The sequence below is a fragment of the Stenotrophomonas sp. BIO128-Bstrain genome (assembly GCF_030128875.1).
Classification (GTDB): Bacteria; Pseudomonadota; Gammaproteobacteria; order Xanthomonadales; family Xanthomonadaceae; genus Stenotrophomonas; species Stenotrophomonas bentonitica_A.
The window spans coordinates 1866468-1884907 of the sequence record NZ_CP124620.1; the positions used below are offsets into that span (position 1 = coordinate 1866468).

Annotated in this window: 17 protein-coding genes; 2 read left to right on the forward strand and 15 right to left on the reverse strand. The window is 67.8% G+C overall.

The features are described 5' to 3' along the window. The first annotated feature begins 502 nt into the window (after positions 1-502). Positions 503-3586 carry a TonB-dependent receptor gene (locus POS15_RS08245; protein ID WP_019182994.1) on the forward strand — a complete coding sequence of 1028 codons (3084 nt, stop codon included), beginning with the start codon at positions 503-505 and terminating at the stop codon, positions 3584-3586. Positions 3587-3664: 78 nt separating this feature from the next. On the opposite strand, the gene POS15_RS08250 is transcribed toward POS15_RS08245, so the two are convergent. The 15 genes from POS15_RS08250 to hisS form a co-directional block, all read right to left on the reverse strand. After that, entirely contained in the window at positions 3665-4396 is a 732-nt protein-coding gene (locus POS15_RS08250; protein ID WP_019182995.1) for a copper homeostasis protein CutC, read from the reverse strand. After that, positions 4393-5391 (reverse strand): N(4)-(beta-N-acetylglucosaminyl)-L-asparaginase, encoded by a 999-nt coding sequence (locus POS15_RS08255; protein WP_019182996.1) that lies wholly within the window; start codon positions 5389-5391, stop codon positions 4393-4395. Before POS15_RS08255 ends, POS15_RS08250 begins: the two co-directional genes overlap by 4 nt. Before the next feature lie 33 nt (positions 5392-5424). Then, positions 5425-6426 (reverse strand): glucokinase, encoded by a 1002-nt coding sequence (locus POS15_RS08260; RefSeq protein ID WP_284129425.1) that lies wholly within the window; start codon positions 6424-6426, stop codon positions 5425-5427. 145 nt (positions 6427-6571) lie between these two features. Beyond that, positions 6572-8170, reverse strand: coding sequence for a calcineurin-like phosphoesterase family protein (locus POS15_RS08265; protein WP_261997501.1), 1599 nt, complete (start codon positions 8168-8170; stop codon positions 6572-6574). Between the two features lie 93 nt (positions 8171-8263). Beyond that, positions 8264-8890 carry a bifunctional phosphoribosyl-AMP cyclohydrolase/phosphoribosyl-ATP diphosphatase HisIE gene (gene hisIE / locus POS15_RS08270; protein ID WP_284129629.1) on the reverse strand — a complete coding sequence of 209 codons (627 nt, stop codon included), beginning with the start codon at positions 8888-8890 and terminating at the stop codon, positions 8264-8266. Between the two features lies 1 nt (position 8891). Beyond that, complete coding sequence (hisF, locus tag POS15_RS08275; RefSeq protein WP_284129427.1) at positions 8892-9668, reverse strand: imidazole glycerol phosphate synthase subunit HisF; 777 nt, start codon at positions 9666-9668, stop codon at positions 8892-8894. After that, a complete protein-coding gene (gene hisA / locus POS15_RS08280; protein WP_284129428.1) occupies positions 9662-10396 on the reverse strand; it encodes a 1-(5-phosphoribosyl)-5-[(5-phosphoribosylamino)methylideneamino]imidazole-4-carboxamide isomerase in 735 nt (244 codons plus the stop codon). Before hisA ends, hisF begins: the two co-directional genes overlap by 7 nt. Continuing rightward, positions 10393-10995: an imidazole glycerol phosphate synthase subunit HisH gene (gene hisH / locus POS15_RS08285; RefSeq protein WP_019183003.1), complete on the reverse strand. Its 603-nt coding sequence runs from the start codon at positions 10993-10995 to the stop codon at positions 10393-10395. The genes hisA and hisH overlap by 4 nt, the downstream gene beginning before the upstream one ends. Next, positions 10992-12065 carry a bifunctional histidinol-phosphatase/imidazoleglycerol-phosphate dehydratase HisB gene (hisB, locus tag POS15_RS08290; protein WP_019183004.1) on the reverse strand — a complete coding sequence of 358 codons (1074 nt, stop codon included), beginning with the start codon at positions 12063-12065 and terminating at the stop codon, positions 10992-10994. The genes hisH and hisB overlap by 4 nt, the downstream gene beginning before the upstream one ends. Further along, complete coding sequence (gene hisC, locus POS15_RS08295; protein ID WP_019183005.1) at positions 12062-13150, reverse strand: histidinol-phosphate transaminase; 1089 nt, start codon at positions 13148-13150, stop codon at positions 12062-12064. The genes hisB and hisC overlap by 4 nt, the downstream gene beginning before the upstream one ends. Beyond that, the gene (hisD, locus tag POS15_RS08300) at positions 13147-14442 is read right to left on the reverse strand and encodes a histidinol dehydrogenase (RefSeq protein WP_284129429.1); all 1296 of its coding nucleotides are present in this window, start codon (positions 14440-14442) and stop codon (positions 13147-13149) included. The genes hisC and hisD overlap by 4 nt, the downstream gene beginning before the upstream one ends. Beyond that, entirely contained in the window at positions 14439-15350 is a 912-nt protein-coding gene (gene hisG, locus POS15_RS08305) for an ATP phosphoribosyltransferase (RefSeq protein WP_019183007.1), read from the reverse strand. Before hisG ends, hisD begins: the two co-directional genes overlap by 4 nt. 10 nt (positions 15351-15360) lie before the next feature. Further along, entirely contained in the window at positions 15361-15681 is a 321-nt protein-coding gene (locus POS15_RS08310; RefSeq protein WP_019183008.1) for a YerC/YecD family TrpR-related protein, read from the reverse strand. A gap of 166 nt (positions 15682-15847) precedes the next feature. Then, positions 15848-16141 carry a hypothetical protein gene (locus tag POS15_RS08315; protein WP_019183009.1) on the reverse strand — a complete coding sequence of 98 codons (294 nt, stop codon included), beginning with the start codon at positions 16139-16141 and terminating at the stop codon, positions 15848-15850. Beyond that, on the reverse strand, positions 16138-17535 hold the full coding sequence (hisS, locus tag POS15_RS08320; protein WP_019183010.1) for a histidine--tRNA ligase: 1398 nt from the start codon (positions 17533-17535) through the stop codon (positions 16138-16140). The genes POS15_RS08315 and hisS overlap by 4 nt, the downstream gene beginning before the upstream one ends. Before the next feature lie 140 nt (positions 17536-17675). Between hisS and POS15_RS08325 the strand changes: the two genes are divergently transcribed. Next, positions 17676-18437 carry a helix-turn-helix domain-containing protein gene (locus POS15_RS08325; RefSeq protein ID WP_019183011.1) on the forward strand — a complete coding sequence of 254 codons (762 nt, stop codon included), beginning with the start codon at positions 17676-17678 and terminating at the stop codon, positions 18435-18437. Positions 18438-18440 lie beyond the last annotated feature (3 nt).

Genomic DNA, 18440 nt, shown 5'->3' on the forward strand with positions numbered 1-18440 from the left:
GGACTGGGCGACCCAATCCACACCCCGGTGAATTTAGATCGATTTAAGTAAAGCACGTGAATTTCAATCGATGCATTCTGCGCTGCAACATCGAGGACCGGTCGCCAGCACCCCGCCCTGCCCGAGCCCGCGCAGTGCCTGGCAGTGCCTGGTGCCGGGGGCCGACATTCCGCCTCATCGGCCGATATGGCGGGCTGAAGCCTCGGACCCAGCAAGGTCGCGGGATCGGCCCGGGTCAAGAGAAAGCACGCCCCGCGTCCATATTGCGGAGCAGCATGCTTCCCTCGCGCGGTCGTGCTAAAAATCCCCCGCCAAGCGTTTAGATCGATCCAACATAAAACGGTCACGATTGCCGGAAGTGGGGAGCCGGGGGACTGCCCCACGCGATGCATGCGGGACGCGCCAGGCAACTCGACGCTCGAGATAATTTGGCTCCACCCATTAGATCGATTCAAAGAATTCGTATCGCCACCGTTTCAATCCAGGAGAGGGAGAGAGTGGAATGAAGATGTCACGCATGCACCGCCGCGTTGCGTTGTCCGCGGCCATTGCCAGCGCGTTGGCCACGGCCGTCGTGCCGGCCGCGCTCGCGCAGCAAGCCACCCCGGCCACGGGTACACCCGATGCCACCACGCTCGACAGCGTGACTGTCACCGGCTACCGCTACGCCATCGAAAAGAGTCTGCAGCAGAAGCGCGACGCCAACGCCGTGGTGGAAGTCATCACCGCCGAGGACGTGGGCAAGTTCCCCGACAAGAACGTCGCCGACGCGCTGCAGCGCGTGCCTGGCGTGGTCATCGAGCGCAGCGGTGGCGAAGGCAAGACCGTCAGTGTCCGCGGCCTCGCTCCGGACCTGACCCTGACCCAGTTGAATGGCAACTACGTGGCGACCTCGGAAACCAACAACGAGGCCACCCGTTCGTTCAACTACACGCTGCTGCCGGCCAACATGCTGTCCAGCGCCGAGCTGTTCAAATCGCCGGAGGCCCGCCTGGATGAAGGCGGCATCGGCGGCACCGTGATCCTGCACACCCGTCGCCCGCTCGACATGGAAGCCAACTCCGGCTACGTGAACCTGGAGGGCACCTCCTCGGACACCAGCCACGACGTGGATCCGCAGACGTCGGCGCTGTACTCCTGGCACAGCAAGGATGAGCGCTTCGGCGTGCTGGTCGGCGCGACCAAGCAGACCCGCACCAGCCGCACCATGCAGGCGAGCACCGAGGACTACCAGTGGTACGGCAACGGTACCGACGCGGTGGATGCCTACGGCAATCCGCAGCTGCAGGACGGTATCCACTACTGGTGGGGCCAGTCCGGCTTCAATGACCAGAGCGGCCGCAACTACAGCGAATTCTTCATGCCGACCTCGGTGAACTTCGCCGTGAAGGAAGAGAAGCGCGAGCGCACCGGTGGCCAGTTGACCTTCCAGTTCAAGCCGACCGACAACCTGACGCTGACCGCCAATTACTTCCGCTTCGAGCTGGAAGGCAATTACACCCAGAACATGTTGAAGATCCCGGAATGGAACCTCGCCCGCTTCAACGGCGACGGCAACTGGGACGGCGGCCGCCTGCTCAACGGGCTGAACTTCGACCCCTCCGGCAGCATCGTGACCGGCGCGCAGTACGAAAAGCTGGCCGGCAAGACCTATTACTGCAGCGAAGAACAGGCTGCGGCCGCCGGCATGGCGCCGGGCGGCTGGGGTCCGGACGACTGCACCATCCCCACCCCGCAGCTGACCGGTACCTACAGCAAGGAAAAGGCGCTCTCGCAGACCGGCGACCTGACCGTCGAGTGGGATATCAGCCCGCTGTGGAAGGCCTCCTTCACCGGTGGCCGCACCTGGTCCGAAGGTGGCCCGTCGATGAACTTCGGCATGTCCGCCAAGCCGCGCCGCCAGGTCGACGGTGTGTGGCAGTCTGGCAACACCTACAGCGCATGGGATCTGACCGGTACGCCGAGCGCCACCTTCTCGCCGAACCTGCAGGACCAGTTGATGGCCGGCATCGCCGAGATCGACACCGGCTCGACCGGCTCGTCGTGGATGCAGACCGAGGTCAAGCAGAACTACTTCCAGGCCGACTTCACCAAGCTGTTTGAAAGCGGCTGGCTGGACTCCATCCAGTTCGGTGCCAAGTACCGCGACGGCGATGTGCACCGCAATACCGGCAACACCTACTGGGTGTGCCAGGGCAAGGATCCGGCCGACTACGACAACAACCGTTACCAGGCCGGTTGCGATGCCACCGCCGGTGTCGCCCAGCCGGGCTTCTTCCTGTCCAACCCGATCAGCAACATCGCCGGCGGCTTCAACGCCAACGTGTTCCCGGGCATCAACTACCCGGCCTACATCAACTACCTCAACGAGAAGTACGGCGGATCGCACAGCCGCAAGGAAGAGGACTTCGTCTACAACGTCAACGAGAAGATCTACTCGGGCTACTTCCAGGCCAACTTCCGTACCGAGCGAGTGCGCGGCAACGTCGGCGTGCGCGTGGTCCGGACCAAGCAGTTCGCCGAATCCAGTGACTCGGTCGAGAAGTTCAACGACTACTTCCAGGACAACGCCGCCGGCTCGCCGATGGGCTGCAACGATCCTGCTGCCGCGCCGCTGATCGCCTCCAATACCGGCTATGTCTGCCAGAGCGGCTTCGTGCGCCTGCCGGATGGCCTGGCACGCGAGAAAACGTACGCCTTCACCTCGATGGACAAGACCTACACGGACTTCCTGCCGAGCTTCAACATCGCCTGGGACATCACCGACACGCTGGTGCTGCGTGGTGCGGCCTCCAAGGTCATCGCACGCCCGAGCTACACCAGCATCGCTGCGCCGGGTGCGCTGAACTACATCAGCGAGGAGTACAGCAACGACCGTCGTGTCGCCGGTGGTACCGACACGCCCGGCTGGTACGGCTATGGCAGCAACAAGAACCTGGAACCGTTCGAAGCGACCCAGTTCGACGTCGGCCTGGAGTGGTACTTCAAGCCCGGCGCGGTGGCGGGCCTGGGCCTGTTCCGCAAGAACGTGGACAACTTCACGGTGCCGGTGGTCCGCGACCAGCAGATGAATGTCGGCGGCGAAACGGTCACGGTGCAGAAGTACGAGACCCAGGCCAACGGCCGCGATGGCGTCTCGCAGGGCGTGGAGCTGTACGGTCAGTACACCTTCGACACGGGCTTCGGCATCCAGGCCAACTACACCTACAACGACACCAACCTGGCCGCCATCGTGCTCGATGGCGAAGAGATCGGTTCCTCGCCGCTGGTGGGCAGCGCCAAGAACCAGGCCAACGTCACCCTCTTCTACGAGAACGAGAAGTTCCTGGCACGGGCGTCGTACAACCGCCGCGGTGAAGTCGTGGGCGGTCCGGTCAACGGCATGAGCCAGTACTCCGAACCGTACGACCAGCTGGATCTCAACGTGGCCTACAACTTCACCGAAGCGCTGACCTTCACCGCCTCGGTGCTGAACGCGACCAAGTCCGAGCAGCGCATCCATCTGGGCAACGACACCAAGGCCCGCCTGGTGTCCAACACCTACACCGGCCGCCAGCTGTACTTCGGCGTGAACTGGAAGTTCTAAGCGTCACCCGCCCCCGCCTCCGGGCGGGGCAACGGTCCTCCACGGCAGCTGCGCTTTCACAGGCGGCTGCCGTTTTTTTTAATCCAGCGCCGCGCGCAGTGCGCTGACCTGCGCCGCGTCGGTGACGGTCCAGTCCGGCGACAGCCCGATCAGCGCCGGATTGTGATGGCGCATCGCCGAATGGTGTGTGGTCTTCGCCGAGGCATGCAGTTCGAGGCACCCACTGCGCTGGGCCAGCTCCACGATGTTGCCCGCCGTAATTCCCGCCCCGGCCATGAGTGATAGCCGATCACCTGCCTGCGCCACCAACGCGGCCAGGACATCGGCACCGGCCAGCGCACTTGCCTGCCCGCCCGAGCTCAGGATGCGATGGCACCCCAGCGTCACGATCTGCTCCAGCGCCGCGGGCAGATCACGCGCGGCATCGAAGGCGCGATGGAAGGTGATGCCGAGCGGGCCAGCCGCCGCCACCAGTTCCCGGCACAGCGGCATGTCGATGCCACCGTCGGCATCCAGCGCACCAATCACTACGCCGTCGCAGCCGAGTTGGCGGCAATGCGCGATGTCGCGCAGCATGATCTCGGCCTCGAGCGCGGTGTAGCGAAAATCCCCGGGCCGCGGCCGGATCAGCACGAACAAGGGAATCCGCAGGCGATCACGGGCGACCGCGATGCTGCCCTGCGACGGGGTCGTGCCGCCCTCGGCGAGGTTGTCGAACAGCTCGACCCGATCCGCCCCGCCGTGCTGGGCCGCCAGGGCGGAGGCCACCGAATTCGAGGCGATCTCCAGCAGCCGGCGCGGCGCGCTCACGTCTGCTCGCTCGTGTACACCGAAGCGGAATCACGCAGATCGTCCTGCCGGTCCTTGTCGCAGACCGCGTAGACGAAACCGCGGTGCAGTGCGTAGGCACCCACTTCGCCGTGCTTGTTCAAGGCGAGGAAACAGACCTGCAGGGTCCTGCTCGCCTCGGGGCGCTTGCGCACCACCCGCGCGATCGCCTCGCGGCAGGCCTCGGCCGGCGAGCGCCCCTGGCGCATCAACTCGACCACCAGGAACGAGGCGGCATTGCGGATCATTTCCTCGCCCACGCCCGAAGCGGTGGCGGCACCGACCTCGTTGTCTACGTACAGGCCCGCCCCGATGATCGGGCTGTCGCCCACGCGGCCGTGCATCTTCCAGGCCATGCCACTGGTGGTGCAGGCACCGGCCAGACGCCCCTGGGCATCGATGGCGAGCATGCCCAGCGTGTCGTGGTTGCTGCTGTCACCGGGGCGGCTGCGCCGCTCGGCATTGATCTCGGGGGTGTACTGCGCGGTCTTGAGCCACTCGCGCCAGGCCTTCTCGGCTTCCGGGGTGAGCAGCTTCTTCCGCTCAAAGCCCTGCTGCACGGCGAACTGCTGCGCGCCCTCGCCGACCAGCATCACGTGCGGGGTCTGCTCCATCACCCGCCGTGCCACCGAGACCGGGTGCGCGATATCACTCAGCGCCGCCACCGAACCACAGCGGCCATCGCCATCCATGATGCTGGCATCCAGGCTCAGCACGCCATCACGATCGGGATTGCCGCAGCGCCCGACCGTGGGATTGCACAGATCACTCTCGGCCCAGCGCGCACCGGCTTCCACGGCATCGAGCGCCGAACCACCGGCCGACAGCGTTTTCCAGGCGACCTGGTTGGCCCCTACGCCGAAATCCCAGGTGGACACCACCCGAGCACCGGCGGCGGAACGCGCCTGCAGCGTCGGCAGTGCGAGGGCGCCAGCGGCCAGGGCACCGGCCTGGAGAAATCGCCTGCGGTCAGTCATGGGTAGGTCTCCAGCGAACGGGCAAGGAAAGAATTACACGACGATACAGCGATGTTCCGCGCGCCAGACCGCCGCGCCAAGAACGCCCAGCTCGCCGTGGTCCACCCGCCAGATCGGCACCTGGCGCAGCACCTCGTGCATCACGCCCTTGGCCAGGAAACGCGCGCGGAAACGGCCATCACGCAGGAAGCGATCCACCCGCGTGGAGATGCCGCCTGCCAGATAGACCGAGCGGGCACCAAAGGTGGTGGCCAGGTCGCCGGCCAGGCTGCCAAGCCAGGCGCAGAACACCTCCAGCGTTTCCACCGCCACCGGATCCACGCCCTCGTGCGCGGCGGCGATCAGCGCCTCGGTGCTGGTCCAGTGCGGTGTGACGCCACGGATATCGCACAGGCAGGGATACAGGTTCATCAGGCCGCCACCGGACAGCACGCGCTCGTTGTCCACGTGGTCCCAGCGCTGGAGCAGGCGCGAGAGCACCTCCAGCTCCAACGGATTGCAGGCATTCAACGCGGCATGGCCGGCTTCACTGGCCAGCACCGGCCGCTCGCCGCCTTCAAAGCGCAGTGCCGCGCCCAGCCCGGTGCCCGGCCCCAACACCAATGCCGGCCAACGCGGGCCCGCGCCCGGATCGCCATTGAGGGCCACCATGGACTCCGGCGCTACGTGCGGAATCGCGTAGGCCACTGCTTCGAAATCGTTGATCAGCGCCAGCGAAGCCAGCCCCGAATCGTGACGGGTCTGCGCGACCGAGACCGGCCACGGCAGATTGGTGTTGACCAGGTGATCGCCGTCCAGCAGGCCGGCAATCGCGACCACCGCATTGTCCGGCGCGGCGGGCAGCGTGGCGATGAAATCGGCCAGGATCGCGGCCAGGCTGGCGTGCTCGGCGCAGGCATAGCGCTGAAGACCGCTCAGCTGTGGCGCTGCACCAGCGCGCACGCTGGCCAACGCGACGCGGGCGAAGGTACCGCCGACGTCGGCCACGATCAGCCTGTCAGGGAGGGAATCCCGCTGCGCCGCGGTCGGCGACACCTCAGGTTGAGCCGGAACCGGTACCGCTGCGCTCACTCGCTTGCCTTGGTTGAATCGATTGAATCCCGGCGATTCTCAGGCATCGCCGGGGGATTGCAAAGCCGCGCCTGCCATACAGCGGCGTACTGAAACGACAACGCCGCGCTCAGGGCTTGGCGGTCTGCAGGCGGTAGCTGGTGCTGGCCGTGGCGGTCGGGCCATCGCCCTGCACCGCACGCACTTCCACCTTGTGCTCCCCCACCGCAAGGTGGGTGGGCAGTGCGCCGCGCCACAGGTGCGGCGACGGCGTGGCTTCGGGCGAGCGGTCGAACCCGCGCAGGCGCTCGGCGGTATCGTCGGCGACGTTTTCCTGCAGCAGGCGCGGGTCCGGCTGCTCGACGCGCTTCATCGGCTGCCAGGCGCCATCGTCCACGCGGTACTCCACCAGCGAATCGGCCTGGCCCATGAACACGTTGGCGTACACGCCCCACGCCGGATACGCGCCCTGGCGCAACACCTTCGGCGCATGCAGGGCGATCTGGTAATCGTCCGGCGCGCGCGCCACGTAATAGCGCAGCCCGTACTCGCCACCGGGCTTGACCGAGAGCACCGCGTAGCCATTCGGGGTGCCATCGCTCATGGTGGCATCAGGTATCCCGCTGCTGTCCTTCACCCCGGACCAGAACGCACCGCAGGCGGCGCCCACGTTGTATTCGTGCAGCGGCTTGCGGCCCTGCCAGCCCTCGGCGGCACCGTGGTAGTAGTGCTGCTGGGTGTGGCTGTGGCCGCTGAGCACCAGCACATTCGGGAAGTCCTTGAGCAGCGCGAACAGGCGCGTGCGGTCCGCATGACGGAACGTCTCACGGCCCGGCGCCGCATCGAACAGCGGGATGTGCATGCCGAGCACGACCAGGCGATCACGCGGCAGGCCCTTGAGGTAGTTGCCGAGGAAGGTGAACTGGTCCGCGCGCAGCCCGCCCACGTAGCTCGGCTTGGCCTTGGGGTCGTAGACCACGTCATCGAGGAACACGAAGCTCGCCCCGCCCTCTTCCACCGCGTAGGTATCCGGCCCGTAGACCGCGCGCCAGCTGTCCAGCGAATGGGCATCGTTGCCGGCGTCCATGTCCAGGTCGTGGTTGCCCGGCACGTGGAACCACGGCACCTGCAGCTGGGCGGTGACCTTGTTGATGTCCGGGTACAGGCTCAGGTCGTCGTTGACGATGTCGCCCAGCGTGGTGCCCAGCCGTGCCGGGTGCTTGCCGATGATCGGCTCGACGATGGCGCGCTGGTAGTAGCCGATGTCCTGGCGGCTGGCGGTCTGCGAATCGGTGAACACCAGCATCTCGAAACCGTTGCGCGCGGCATCGGTGCCCTTGGCCGGCTCCAGCGCGAAATCCCAGTTGCGGGTGGCACCGCTGGTGGCACGGATGCCGTCGTACTTCAGCTTCGGCGACCCCTGCGGCGCATAGTGGCGCCAGTAGGACGGCAGTCCGTTGGCAGCGGCCGGGAAACGGTACTCGTCCGGCTTGATCACGAACACCGTCTGGCCCTCGCGCACCGGCAGGCTGTAGCTGCCATCGGCGGCGGTGCGCACGATCGTTTCACCGTTGGAAACCTGTACACCGGCCAGGCCGGGATCGGTCGGGCCGCGGCCCGGCTTGCCGTCGCGCTCCTGATACACCTTGCCGGTAACGGTCGTTTCAGCAGCCCAGGCAGGCGAAGTCATCAACAGCAGGCAAGCCAGCCAGGCGGCAGTACGAGTCATCGGGGGTGGTCCGGTCGGGGGTGGGGAATTGTAGAGCCGCACATCATCGCCTGCACCGCGTTTCACCGACGTTAAACGATGTGCAGCCCGGCCTTACCCCGCGTGGCGCGCCGCCAGCACCGCGACCGCGTCGTCCAGCGACAGGCCACGCGCCCGCAGCAGCACGGTGAGGTGGAACAGCAGGTCGGCCGACTCGCCGAGCAGCGCCTCGTCATCCTGCGCCACGCCGGCCAGCGCCGTCTCCACCCCCTCCTCCCCCACTTTCTGCGCGACGCGGCGGGTACCGCCGTCGAACAGCGAGGTGGTGTAGCTGCCAGCCGGGCGCTGCTGCTCGCGCTCGCGTACCACGGTATCCAGCCGGCCCAGGAAGTTGCCCGGCGCCTGCGGGAAGCAGCTCTCGCTGCCGGTATGGCAGGTGGGGCCGGCAGGGCGCGCACTGACCAGCACGGTGTCGTTGTCGCAGTCGATCCGCATGGCGGTCACCGCCAGCACGTTGCCGGAGGACTCGCCCTTGGTCCACAGCCGCTGCTTGCTGCGGCTGAAGAAGGTCATCTGGCCCGTGGCCAGGGTCTGCTCCAGGGAGGCCGCATTGGCATAGCCCAGCATCAACACACGCAGCGTGTCCGTGTCCTGCACCACCACCGGCAGCAGGCCATCGCCCTTGCCCCAGTCCAGCTGCGCCAGCGCCTCGCGCGACGGCCGCACGTCGATGGAATTCACCTCAATAGACATCTCGAACCTCGATCTGCTGCTCGCGCAGGAACTGCTTGAGCGCGGGAATGGCGATGGCGCCACTGTGGAAGACGCTGGCAGCCAGCGCGCCATCGACGTCGGCCTGGTCGAACACATCGGCGAAGTGCTGCATCTCGCCAGCACCGCCGGAGGCGATCAGCGGCACCTGGCACAGCGCACGCGCCTGGCGCAGCTGGGCCACGTCGTAGCCGCGGCGCACGCCATCACTGTCCATGCAGTTCAGCACGATCTCGCCGGCGCCGCGGCGCTGCGCCTCCACCAGCCAGTCCAGCGTGCGTACGGCCACCGCCTGGGTCTTGTCCGGGTCGCCACTGAACCGGCGCACCCGCCATTCGCCATCCGGCTCACGTACCGAATCGATACCAACGACGACGCACTGCACACCGAACGCATCGGCCAGTTCCTCAATCAGTTCCGGCTGGCCCAGCGCCGGGGAGTTGATCGAGATCTTGTCGGCACCGGCATGCAGCACGCGCCGCGCGGTCTCCACATCGCTGATGCCGCCAGCCACGCAGAACGGAATGTCGATCAGGCGCGCGATGCGTTCGATCCAGCCCACATCCACCGCGCGCCCTTCCGGGCTGGCGCCGATGTCGTAGAACACGAGTTCGTCCGCGCCCTGGTCGCGGTAGCGCATCGCCAGCTCGGCGATATCGCCCATGTCCACGTGGTCGCGGAAGCGCACACCCTTGACCACGCGGCCGTCGCGCACGTCCAGGCATGGAATCAGGCGGCGGCTCAGCATGCCAGCGCTCCTTCCAGGGTCATGCGCCCTTCCAGCAGCGCCTTGCCGAGGATCGCGCCGCCACAGCCGACGGCCTTGGCCTGGGCCACGTCCCGGGCATCGCGCACGCCGCCGGAGGCCTGCACCGCCACGCCGGGCAACAGCCGCGCCAAGTGCTGGTAAAGCTCGATGTTCGGCCCGGACAGCATGCCGTCGCGCGCGATATCCGTACACAGCAGGTGCTGCATGCCGGCCTCGGCGTAGCGCTGGGCCAGCGCCTCCAGCGTGTCCTCGGCGGTCTCGGTCCAGCCATGCACCGGCAACAGCCAGCGGCCGTCCTCGGCCTGGCGGGCATCGAGTGCGATGGTCAGCCGGTCCGGACCGAACTCGCGCAGCCAGCCGATCACCGTGTCCGGCTCGCGCACCGAGACAGAGCCGACGACCACCCGGGCCGCACCGGCATCAAGAATCCGGGCGACATCATCGCGCGAGCGCACGCCGCCGCCGGTCTGCACCTTCAGGCCGGTCTGCGCCGCGATCGCAGCCAGCAGCGGCGCCAGCGTGTAACCGCCTGCCCGGGCCGCATCCAGGTCCACCAGGTGCATCCAGCTTGCGCCGGCCGCGGCAAAGGCCTGCGCGCGCGGCAGCGGGTCATCGCCGTAGGTGGTCTGCTGCGCGTAATCGCCCTGCAGCAGCCGCACTACACGGCCTTCGCGGATGTCCAGGGCGGGATAGACGATGAAACTCATGTGGGTTCGTTCTCGATGAAGTTGCGCAGGATGCGCGCGCCCGTATCGGCCGAGCGCTCCGGGTGGAACTGGGCGCCACTGTGCCGACCGCGCTGCACGACCGCCGCGAACAGCCCGCCGTGATCGCAGGCCGCCACGGTGTCTTCGCCCAACGGTGCCGCATAGCTGTGCACGAAGTAGGCACTGGCGCGTGCCGGCACACCGGCCAGCAACGGCGACTCGCGCAGTGGCAGCAGCCGGTTCCAGCCCATGTGCGGTACGCGGATGCCGGTGGCCGGGCGCAGGTGACGCACCACCCCGGGCAGCAGGCCCAGGCATTCGACGTGCCCCTCTTCGGAACCGTCGAACAGCAGCTGCATGCCCAGGCAGATGCCGAGCAGCGGCACCTGCAGGTTGCGCAGCGGCTCGACCAGTCCCTGCGCATGCAGGCGCGCCATGCCGTGCGGGGCGGCGCCGACGCCGGGCAGGATCACCCGACTGACGCCCTCCAGCCCCTGCGCATCGCGCACCAGGCGCACCTGCACGCCCAGCCGCTCCAGCGCATAGCGGACCGAGCCAAGGTTGGCCCCACCCGCATCGATCAGCGCAACCTCCGTCACAGCGCCCCCTTGGTACTCGGCAACGCGGTGCCCTGGCGCGGCAAGGCCTGGCGCAGTGCACGGGCCAGCGCCTTGAAGCAGGCCTCGACCTTGTGGTGGTCGTTGTCACCGCGCACGCTCAGGTGCAGGTTGAGCCCGGCCGCATCGCACAGCGAGCGGAAGAAATGCGGCACCAGCTCGGTCGGCATGTCGCCCACGCGCTCACGCTTGAACTCGCCTTCGAACACGAAATACGGGCGGCCGCTGAAATCCAGCGCGGCACTGGCCAGCGTTTCGTCCATCGGCAGCGTGAACCCATAGCGGCCGATCCCGCGCTTGTCGCCGAGTGCCTCCCGCAGGGCCTGGCCCAGCGCCAGGCCGGTGTCTTCGATCGTGTGGTGCTCATCGATGTGCAGGTCGCCCTCGGCCTGCACGCTCAGCGCGAAACCGCCGTGCTTGCCGATCTGCTCCAGCATGTGATCGAAGAACGGCAGGCCGGTGTGGGTCTGCGGTTCGGCGGTGCGGTCCAGATCGACCTCGACCCGGATCCTGGTCTCCTTGGTGTTGCGCTGCACGCTGGCGCGGCGCGGTGCGTCGGCCAGCTCGTGCGCGATCGAGGTCCAGTCCCAGTCACCGCCGAACTGCTCGGTGCGCAGCTGGAAACCACGGATCTTCATGTTCTCGGCGAACTGGATGTCGGTCAGGCGGTCGCCCACCATGGCCGAGCGGGCCCAGTCGATGTTGCGGTCCTGCAGGTACGGCAGCATCAGCCCTATACCCGGCTTGCGGGTGGGCGCGTTGTCCTGCGGCCAGGTGCCGTCGATCAGCACGTCACGGAAGGTGATGCCCTGGCTGGCGAAGATCTGCAGCATCAGCTCGTTGGGGCCATCGAAGCTGGCCTGAGGGTAGCCGTCGGTTCCGAGCCCGTCCTGGTTGCTGACGATCACGAACTGGTAGCCGGCATCGCGCAGCTTGAGCATCGCCGGGATCACATCGCGCACGAAGCGCAGCTTCTCGTAGGCGTCGATCTGGAAATCGGCGGGCTCTTCGATCAGGGTGCCGTCGCGGTCGACGAACAGAATCGGGATCATGCGGCAGCCCTCCGGGCCATCAGGGCGGCAAGTACACGGTCATTCTGCTCGGGGCTGCCGATGGTGATGCGCAGCGCATCGCCAAGCTGGGGTGCAGCCCGCTGGTCACGCACCACCACACCGGCGGCGAGCAACGCGTCGAAGGCACCCTGTGCATCGGCAAAGCGGGCGAGCAGGTAGTTGCCCTGCGAAGGATAGACGCGCGCGACGCCGGGCAGCGCGGCCAGGCCGGACTGCAGGCGGGCGCGTTCTGCCTTGATCTGCGCGGTGCGCTGGGCGGTGACGGCCAGGCTCTCGGGTGAGAGCGCCGCCAGCGCCAGATCCGCGCAGGGCGCCGGCACCGGATACGGGGCCTGGCAGCGGCGCAGCAACTGGATCAGCGCGGCATCCGCGATCAGGCTGCCGATGCGCGCCGCCGCCAGGGCATGCGCCTTGGACAGCGTCCGCAGCACGGCGATGTTGTCGTAACGGCTCAGCAGCGTCGTTGCGGACGGTTGCTCGGCGTACTCGACGTAGGCCTCATCCACCACCACCAGTGCCCTGCCCTGCAACGCGGCGGCCACTCGCTCGATCTCCGCCAGGGGGATCACGCTGCCAGCGGGATTGGAGGGTGAGCACAGGAACACCAGCTTCGCCTTGCCGGCCAGCGCAGCGGCGATGACCGCGTCGATATCGGCGACCAGTGCATCGCCCTGGTCCACCAGCGGCACCTCGATCAGCGGCGCGTTCTGCAGGCGGGCGCAGACGGCATACATGCCGAACACCGGTGGCGTGGTCACCACTGCATCGCGGCCCGGCTCGCACAGCGCACGGACCAGCAGATCGATGGCCTCGTCACTGCCACGGCCGATCAGCAGTTGTCCGGGGGCGCAGCCGTAGAGGTCCGCCAGGCGATCACGCAGGGCGGCCGGCTGTGGATCCGGATAGCGGCGCGCGCCACCCTCGGCGTCGGCCGGGTTGGCCCAGGCCGATTCGTTGGCGTTGAGCCAGACATCACCGGTCAGCGCACTGCTGCGCGCCGAGGAGTACCCGGCAAAGGCCTGCAGGTCCTCGCGGACCAGGGACAGGACGGAAGCAGTGCTCATGCGGCCGCCTCCATGCGCAGGGTCACTGCGTTCTCATGGGCATCCAGGCCTTCGGCGCGCGCCAGCACACGCGCGCACTGCCCGATCGCGGCGATGCCGGCGGCGGTGGCCGACTGCACGCTGATCAGGTTCTGGAAACTGGCCACGCTGACGCCGCTGTAGGCGCGTGCCGCACCGGCGGTGGGCAGCACGTGGTTGGTGCCACTGCAGTAGTCGCCCAGCGCTTCGGGGGTGTAGTCGCCGAGGAACACCGAACCGGCGGCCTCCACCTTCTCCAACCACGCGCGCGGCTCGCGCAGCGCGAGAATCAGGTGCTCCGGCGCGTACCGGTTGCTGATCGCGAAGGCCTCATCAAGCGAATCCACCAGGATCAGGCGCGAAGACGCCAGCGCCTGCGCGGCGATCTGCGCACGCGACAACTGCGCCAGCTGCGCCTCGACGGCCGCTTCAACCCGATCCACCATCGCCGCGTCATCGGTCAGCAGCAGCACCTGCGAATCCGGGCCGTGCTCGGCCTGCGAGAGCAGATCGGCGGCGACGAACGCCGGATTGGCGCCGGCATCGGCGATCACCAGCACTTCGGACGGGCCGGCCGGCATATCGATGGCCGCCGCGCCGTCCTGGGCCACCTGCTGCTTGGCTTCGGTCACGAAACTGTTGCCCGGGCCATACAGCTTGTCGCAGGCCGGGACGCTGTCGGTGCCATAGGCCATCGCCGCAATGGCCTGGGCGCCGCCCAGCTTGAACACGCGGTGCACGCCGGTCAGGCGCGCGGCCACCAGCACCGCAGGGTCGGCACTGCCGTCCTTTCGCGGCGGCGTGCACAGCACCACCTCGCGGCAGCCGGCCAGCTGCGCGGGCACGCCCAGCATCAAGGCGGTGGATGGCAGCGGTGCACTGCCGGCCGGTACATACACCCCCACTCGGGCGATCGGACGCACCACGCGCTCGCAGCGCACGCCGGGCGCGGTCTCGACCGCATAGCCCTGGCTCATGCCCGCCTGGTGGAAGGTGCGGATGCGGGCGGCGGCATCGATCATCGCCTGCCGCAGTTCGGCGGAGACGGCCTGCTCGGCGGCGGCGAATTCCGCCTCGCTCACCTCGAAGGTATCCGGCGCCACCCCGTCAAAGCGCAGGGTGATCTCGCGCAGCGCAGCATCGCCGCCTTCGCGCACCGCGGCGATCAGGGCCGCGACCGACTCGCGGGTGCGTGCCGCCACGGCCTGGACCGGGCGTTGCAGCGCCTGCGCCTGGGCGCCGGCATCCAATTGGGACCACGTCAAACGATTCATGCCAGCGACCGCTCCACACTCAATACCATCAAGCCCTGCGCGCCCGCGCGCTCCAGTTCCTCCAACCGCTGCCAGGTCAACGCACCGTGGCACATGGTCTGCAAACGCAGGTGGCCGCCATCATCGGGCAGCTGCACCAGCGGGTCGGCGTCGGGCAGCAGGCGGGTCAGCTCGGACACGCGATCCAGCTCGGCGCGGAACATCAGCAGCTTGCTGTCCTGCACCTTCACCACACCATCGAGACGGCGCAGCAGCATCGCCATCAGGCCGGCACGGGCGTCATCGGGCGTGCGCACCGGGCCGGCCAGTACCGCTTCGCTCTCCAGCAGGGTTTCAACCGGCTTGAGCTGGTTGGCGGCCAACGTCGCGCCACTGGAGACCAGGTCGCAGATCAGATCGGCCGTACCCAGGCGCGGGGCGATTTCGACCGATCCGGACAGCTCGACCACCTGCGCATCCACGCCACGCTCGGCCAGCCAGTCGGCCAGGATCGCGGGGTAACTGGTGGCAATGCGCTTGCCGGCCAGCTGTTCGACGCCGGTCCATTCCCATTCCTCCGGCACCGCCAGCATCAAGCGGCACTGGCCGAAGTTGAGCCCGCGCAGCGCCTGGTAGGCGTCCGGCAGGCCGATCCGGCGGCGCGCGGCCCCCTGCTCGTCCAGCTCGTTGCGGCCGACGATGCCAAAGTCGCATACGCCATCGGCGATCAGGCCGGGGATATCGTCATCGCGGACCAGCAGCAGGTCCACCGGCAGCGATTCGCCGTAGCAGAACAGCTTGTCTCGGCTCTGCCGCCAGCTCAGCCCGCAGGCGGTCAGCAGGCTGCGCGCGGGCTCGGCCAGCCGCCCGTTCTTCTGGATGGCGATGCGCAGCCGGTCACGTGCCGGGGCGGTCTGGGTTGCACTCATGGGGAGGTCTCTACTCGGATTCGGGGGAGGTCGGCGTGGCGGCGATGGCGGCGGCATAGCCGCCGTGGCCGTGGTCCAGCGAGCGCGCCACGCGCCCGGTGGTGGTCACGCTGACCCCGGTCAACTCATGGATCTCGCGATACGGCACGCCCTGCTGCAGCAACGGCACCACTTTCCAGCGGTCGGACAGCGCCTCCAGCTCGGCAGGCGTGCACAGGTCGCGCAGGAACGCGGTCACTGCCTCCGGATCGGACAGGGCAGCAAACGCACGCGCCAGCGAGGCCAGATCGGCCTGGGCATCTTTTTCGCGGGGGATCGGACGTAGTTTCATCGTATCAATGTAATAGCGTGCTATTACATTAGCGCAAATGACGGCGCACGGTCAAACCGCTGCGCAGGCGGAATGGGCCGGTTCAGGGTCTGGAAACGAACAACGCCCGCGTTGGCGGGCGTTGGATGGGTATCCACGGAGAAGCGTGCCGACCAGCGGTCGGCACCTACCGGCAGCGGACCTCGGCACGCAGGGCACCGCTGCGCAGGCATTCGCCAAGCAGGCCGCCCTGGCGGCTGGGAAGCGACTCCAGCGCTTCCAGCGGGCCCGTACCCTTGGGGCAGGCGCTGCTGGCCAGTTCGCGCAGGTCGTGTTCCAACAACTGCGGGTCAACCATGTGGCAGCGGTCGACCGTCAACCGGAAATGCCCGGGGCCGATCCGCTTGCTGCGCAGCTGCGGATCGCTCTGGCAGCCGGCGAGCAGGAGCACCATCAGTGCCCCCGCCCCCAGCCGCTTCATGCCATCGCCTTGGCCTGCTCCAGCTCGACCTGCAGCGCGCTGGCCAATTCGTCGCGGGCGACCTCGAACTGCTGCTCGCGCAGCAGATCCTTGACCGCCACCACGCCACGCGCCAGCTCATCCTCACCGGCCAGCACGACGAAACGGATACCCGCCTTGGCCGCGTATTGGAACTGCTTGCCGATCTTCTTCGGCTCCATCTGCACTTCGGCATTGATGCCGCCCACGCGCAGGCGACGGGCGATATCCAGCGACTCCGGCAGGCCGTTGTCGTCCATCAGGGCCACCAGCGCGTGCACGCTGCTGTCCTCGATACCGGCGATCAGGCCGGCCTCGCGCAGCTGCCAGAACAGGCGGGTCAAGCCGATGGAGATGCCCACGCCCGGCAGCTTGGACTTGCTGTAGTGGCTGGCCAGGTCTTCGTAACGGCCGCCCGAGCAGATCGAGCCGATCTGCGGGTGGTCGGTCAGCGTGGTCTCGTAGACCGTGCCGGTGTAGTAGTCCAGGCCGCGCGCGATCGAGAAGTTCAGGCAGTACGCGGTTTCCGGCACGCCCAGCGCCTTGACCAGCTGCAGCACTTCGCGCAGCTCGGCCACGCCCTGCTTGAGCGTCTCGCTGGCGGCCGCATCGGCCAGCAGTGCGTCCAGCTGGGCCAGCGCATCGGCATGGCTGCTCGAGCGCACGGCGACGAAGGCCAGGATGCGCTCGACCTGCTCGGCGGGAATATCAAAGCCCTCGCCCACCAGCGTCTCGCGCACGTAATCGGCGCCACGCTTGTCCAGCTTGTCCACTTCACGCAGCACGGCCAGCTGGCGCTCGCCATCGGCCACGCCCAGGCTTTCGAAGAAGCCGCGCATCAGCTTGCGGTTGTTGAGCTGCACCGAGAAATCACCGATGCGCAGTTCAGCGAACACCGCATGGATCACCGCCAGCACTTCGGCGTCGTAACGGGTGCTCAGCGTGTCCTTGCCGATCACATCGATATCGCACTGGTAGAACTCACGGAAGCGGCCACGCTGGGCACGCTCGCCGCGGTACACGCGCTGCATCTGGTAGCGGCGGAACGGGAAAGTCAGGTCGTGTTCGTGCTCGGCCACGTAGCGCGCCAGCGGCACGGTCAGGTCGAAGCGCAGGGCCAGTTCGGGCAGCGCCTTCTCTTCGGCTTCGGCGGCATTGGCCAGCGCGCCGGTGGACTGCACGAAATACACCTGGCGCTCGGTCTCGCCGCCGGACTTGGTCAGCAGCACATCGGACAGCTCGAACACCGGGGTTTCCACCGGCAGGAACCCGAACCGCTCGTAGTTGCGGCGGATGACGTCCAGCATGCGCTGGAACGCGATCTGCTCACGCGGCAGCAATTCCATGATGCCGGGCGGCGTACGGGGCTTGATCACTTGCGGGACTCCTGCGGAAACGGGGGGATGAGCGAGCGGCATATTCTAGCCGCAGCCAGCGCGACGGGCCGCATCCTGCGTCAGGACCGGGCCAATGGCGGCATGAAGTATCATAGGCAGGCCCCGCTTGCTGACCTGACATGACCCGGCCCCACTCCGGTACCGCGCTTTCCGCTGTTGAAGACCCCGCCGCCCCCGGTTGCTCGCCCCTGCGCGACTGCCTGCATTGCTCGGTACGGCACCTGGCGGTCTGCTCGGCGCTGTCGCCGGATGAAGTGCAGGCGCTGGAGCGGGTCACCGTCTCGCAGGCGCTGCCGCTGGGATCTACCCTGGCCCGTGCCGGCGAGCCGCGCCAACATGTCTATACGATTACGGCCGGCGCGCTGCGCCTGGTCCGCACGCTGGCCGACGGGCGCCGCCAGATCAGCGGCTTCGTGCTGCCCGGCGATTTCCTCGGCCTGAGCGGCAGCGACCACCACCGCTACGACATCGAGGCCATCGCCGACAGCCGGGTCTGCCGCGTGGCCCTGCCGCAGATGAAGGACCTGCGCTCGCGCTTCCCCCACTTGGAACGGAAGCTGCTGCAGCGCGCCTGCCAGGAACTGGATGCCGCGCAGGATGCTGCGATGGCGCTGGGCCGGCTGCAGCCGGCCGAGAAGGTCGCCGATTTCCTGCTGCGCCTGGCCGCGCGCGAAGCGTTGCTCGGCGAACCGGGGCTGCGCGTGACCCTGCCGATGGGCCGTGGCGACATCGCCGACCATCTCGGCCTGACCATGGAAACCGTCAGCCGCACCTTCACCAAGCTGCGCCAGCAGGGCCTGATCGCCCTGCCCCATCTGAACACCGTCGAGATCCTCGACGAAGCCGGTCTCCAGAAGCTGTCGGCCGACGAGTCTTACTGACCC

Coding starts and splice junctions, on each gene's coding strand:
- POS15_RS08245 (WP_019182994.1), top strand. CDS start 503: ATGAAGATGTCACGCATGCACCGCCGCGTTGCGTTGTCCGCGGCCATT.
- POS15_RS08255 (WP_019182996.1), bottom strand. CDS start 5,391: ATGACTGACCGCAGGCGATTTCTCCAGGCCGGTGCCCTGGCCGCTGGC.
- POS15_RS08265 (WP_261997501.1), bottom strand. CDS start 8,170: ATGACTCGTACTGCCGCCTGGCTGGCTTGCCTGCTGTTGATGACTTCG.
- hisF (WP_284129427.1), bottom strand. CDS start 9,668: ATGCTGAGCCGCCGCCTGATTCCATGCCTGGACGTGCGCGACGGCCGC.
- hisA (WP_284129428.1), bottom strand. CDS start 10,396: ATGAGTTTCATCGTCTATCCCGCCCTGGACATCCGCGAAGGCCGTGTA.
- hisB (WP_019183004.1), bottom strand. CDS start 12,065: ATGATCCCGATTCTGTTCGTCGACCGCGACGGCACCCTGATCGAAGAG.
- hisC (WP_019183005.1), bottom strand. CDS start 13,150: ATGAGCACTGCTTCCGTCCTGTCCCTGGTCCGCGAGGACCTGCAGGCC.
- hisD (WP_284129429.1), bottom strand. CDS start 14,442: ATGAATCGTTTGACGTGGTCCCAATTGGATGCCGGCGCCCAGGCGCAG.
- hisG (WP_019183007.1), bottom strand. CDS start 15,350: ATGAGTGCAACCCAGACCGCCCCGGCACGTGACCGGCTGCGCATCGCC.
- POS15_RS08310 (WP_019183008.1), bottom strand. CDS start 15,681: ATGAAACTACGTCCGATCCCCCGCGAAAAAGATGCCCAGGCCGATCTG.
- POS15_RS08315 (WP_019183009.1), bottom strand. CDS start 16,141: ATGAAGCGGCTGGGGGCGGGGGCACTGATGGTGCTCCTGCTCGCCGGC.
- POS15_RS08325 (WP_019183011.1), top strand. CDS start 17,676: ATGACCCGGCCCCACTCCGGTACCGCGCTTTCCGCTGTTGAAGACCCC.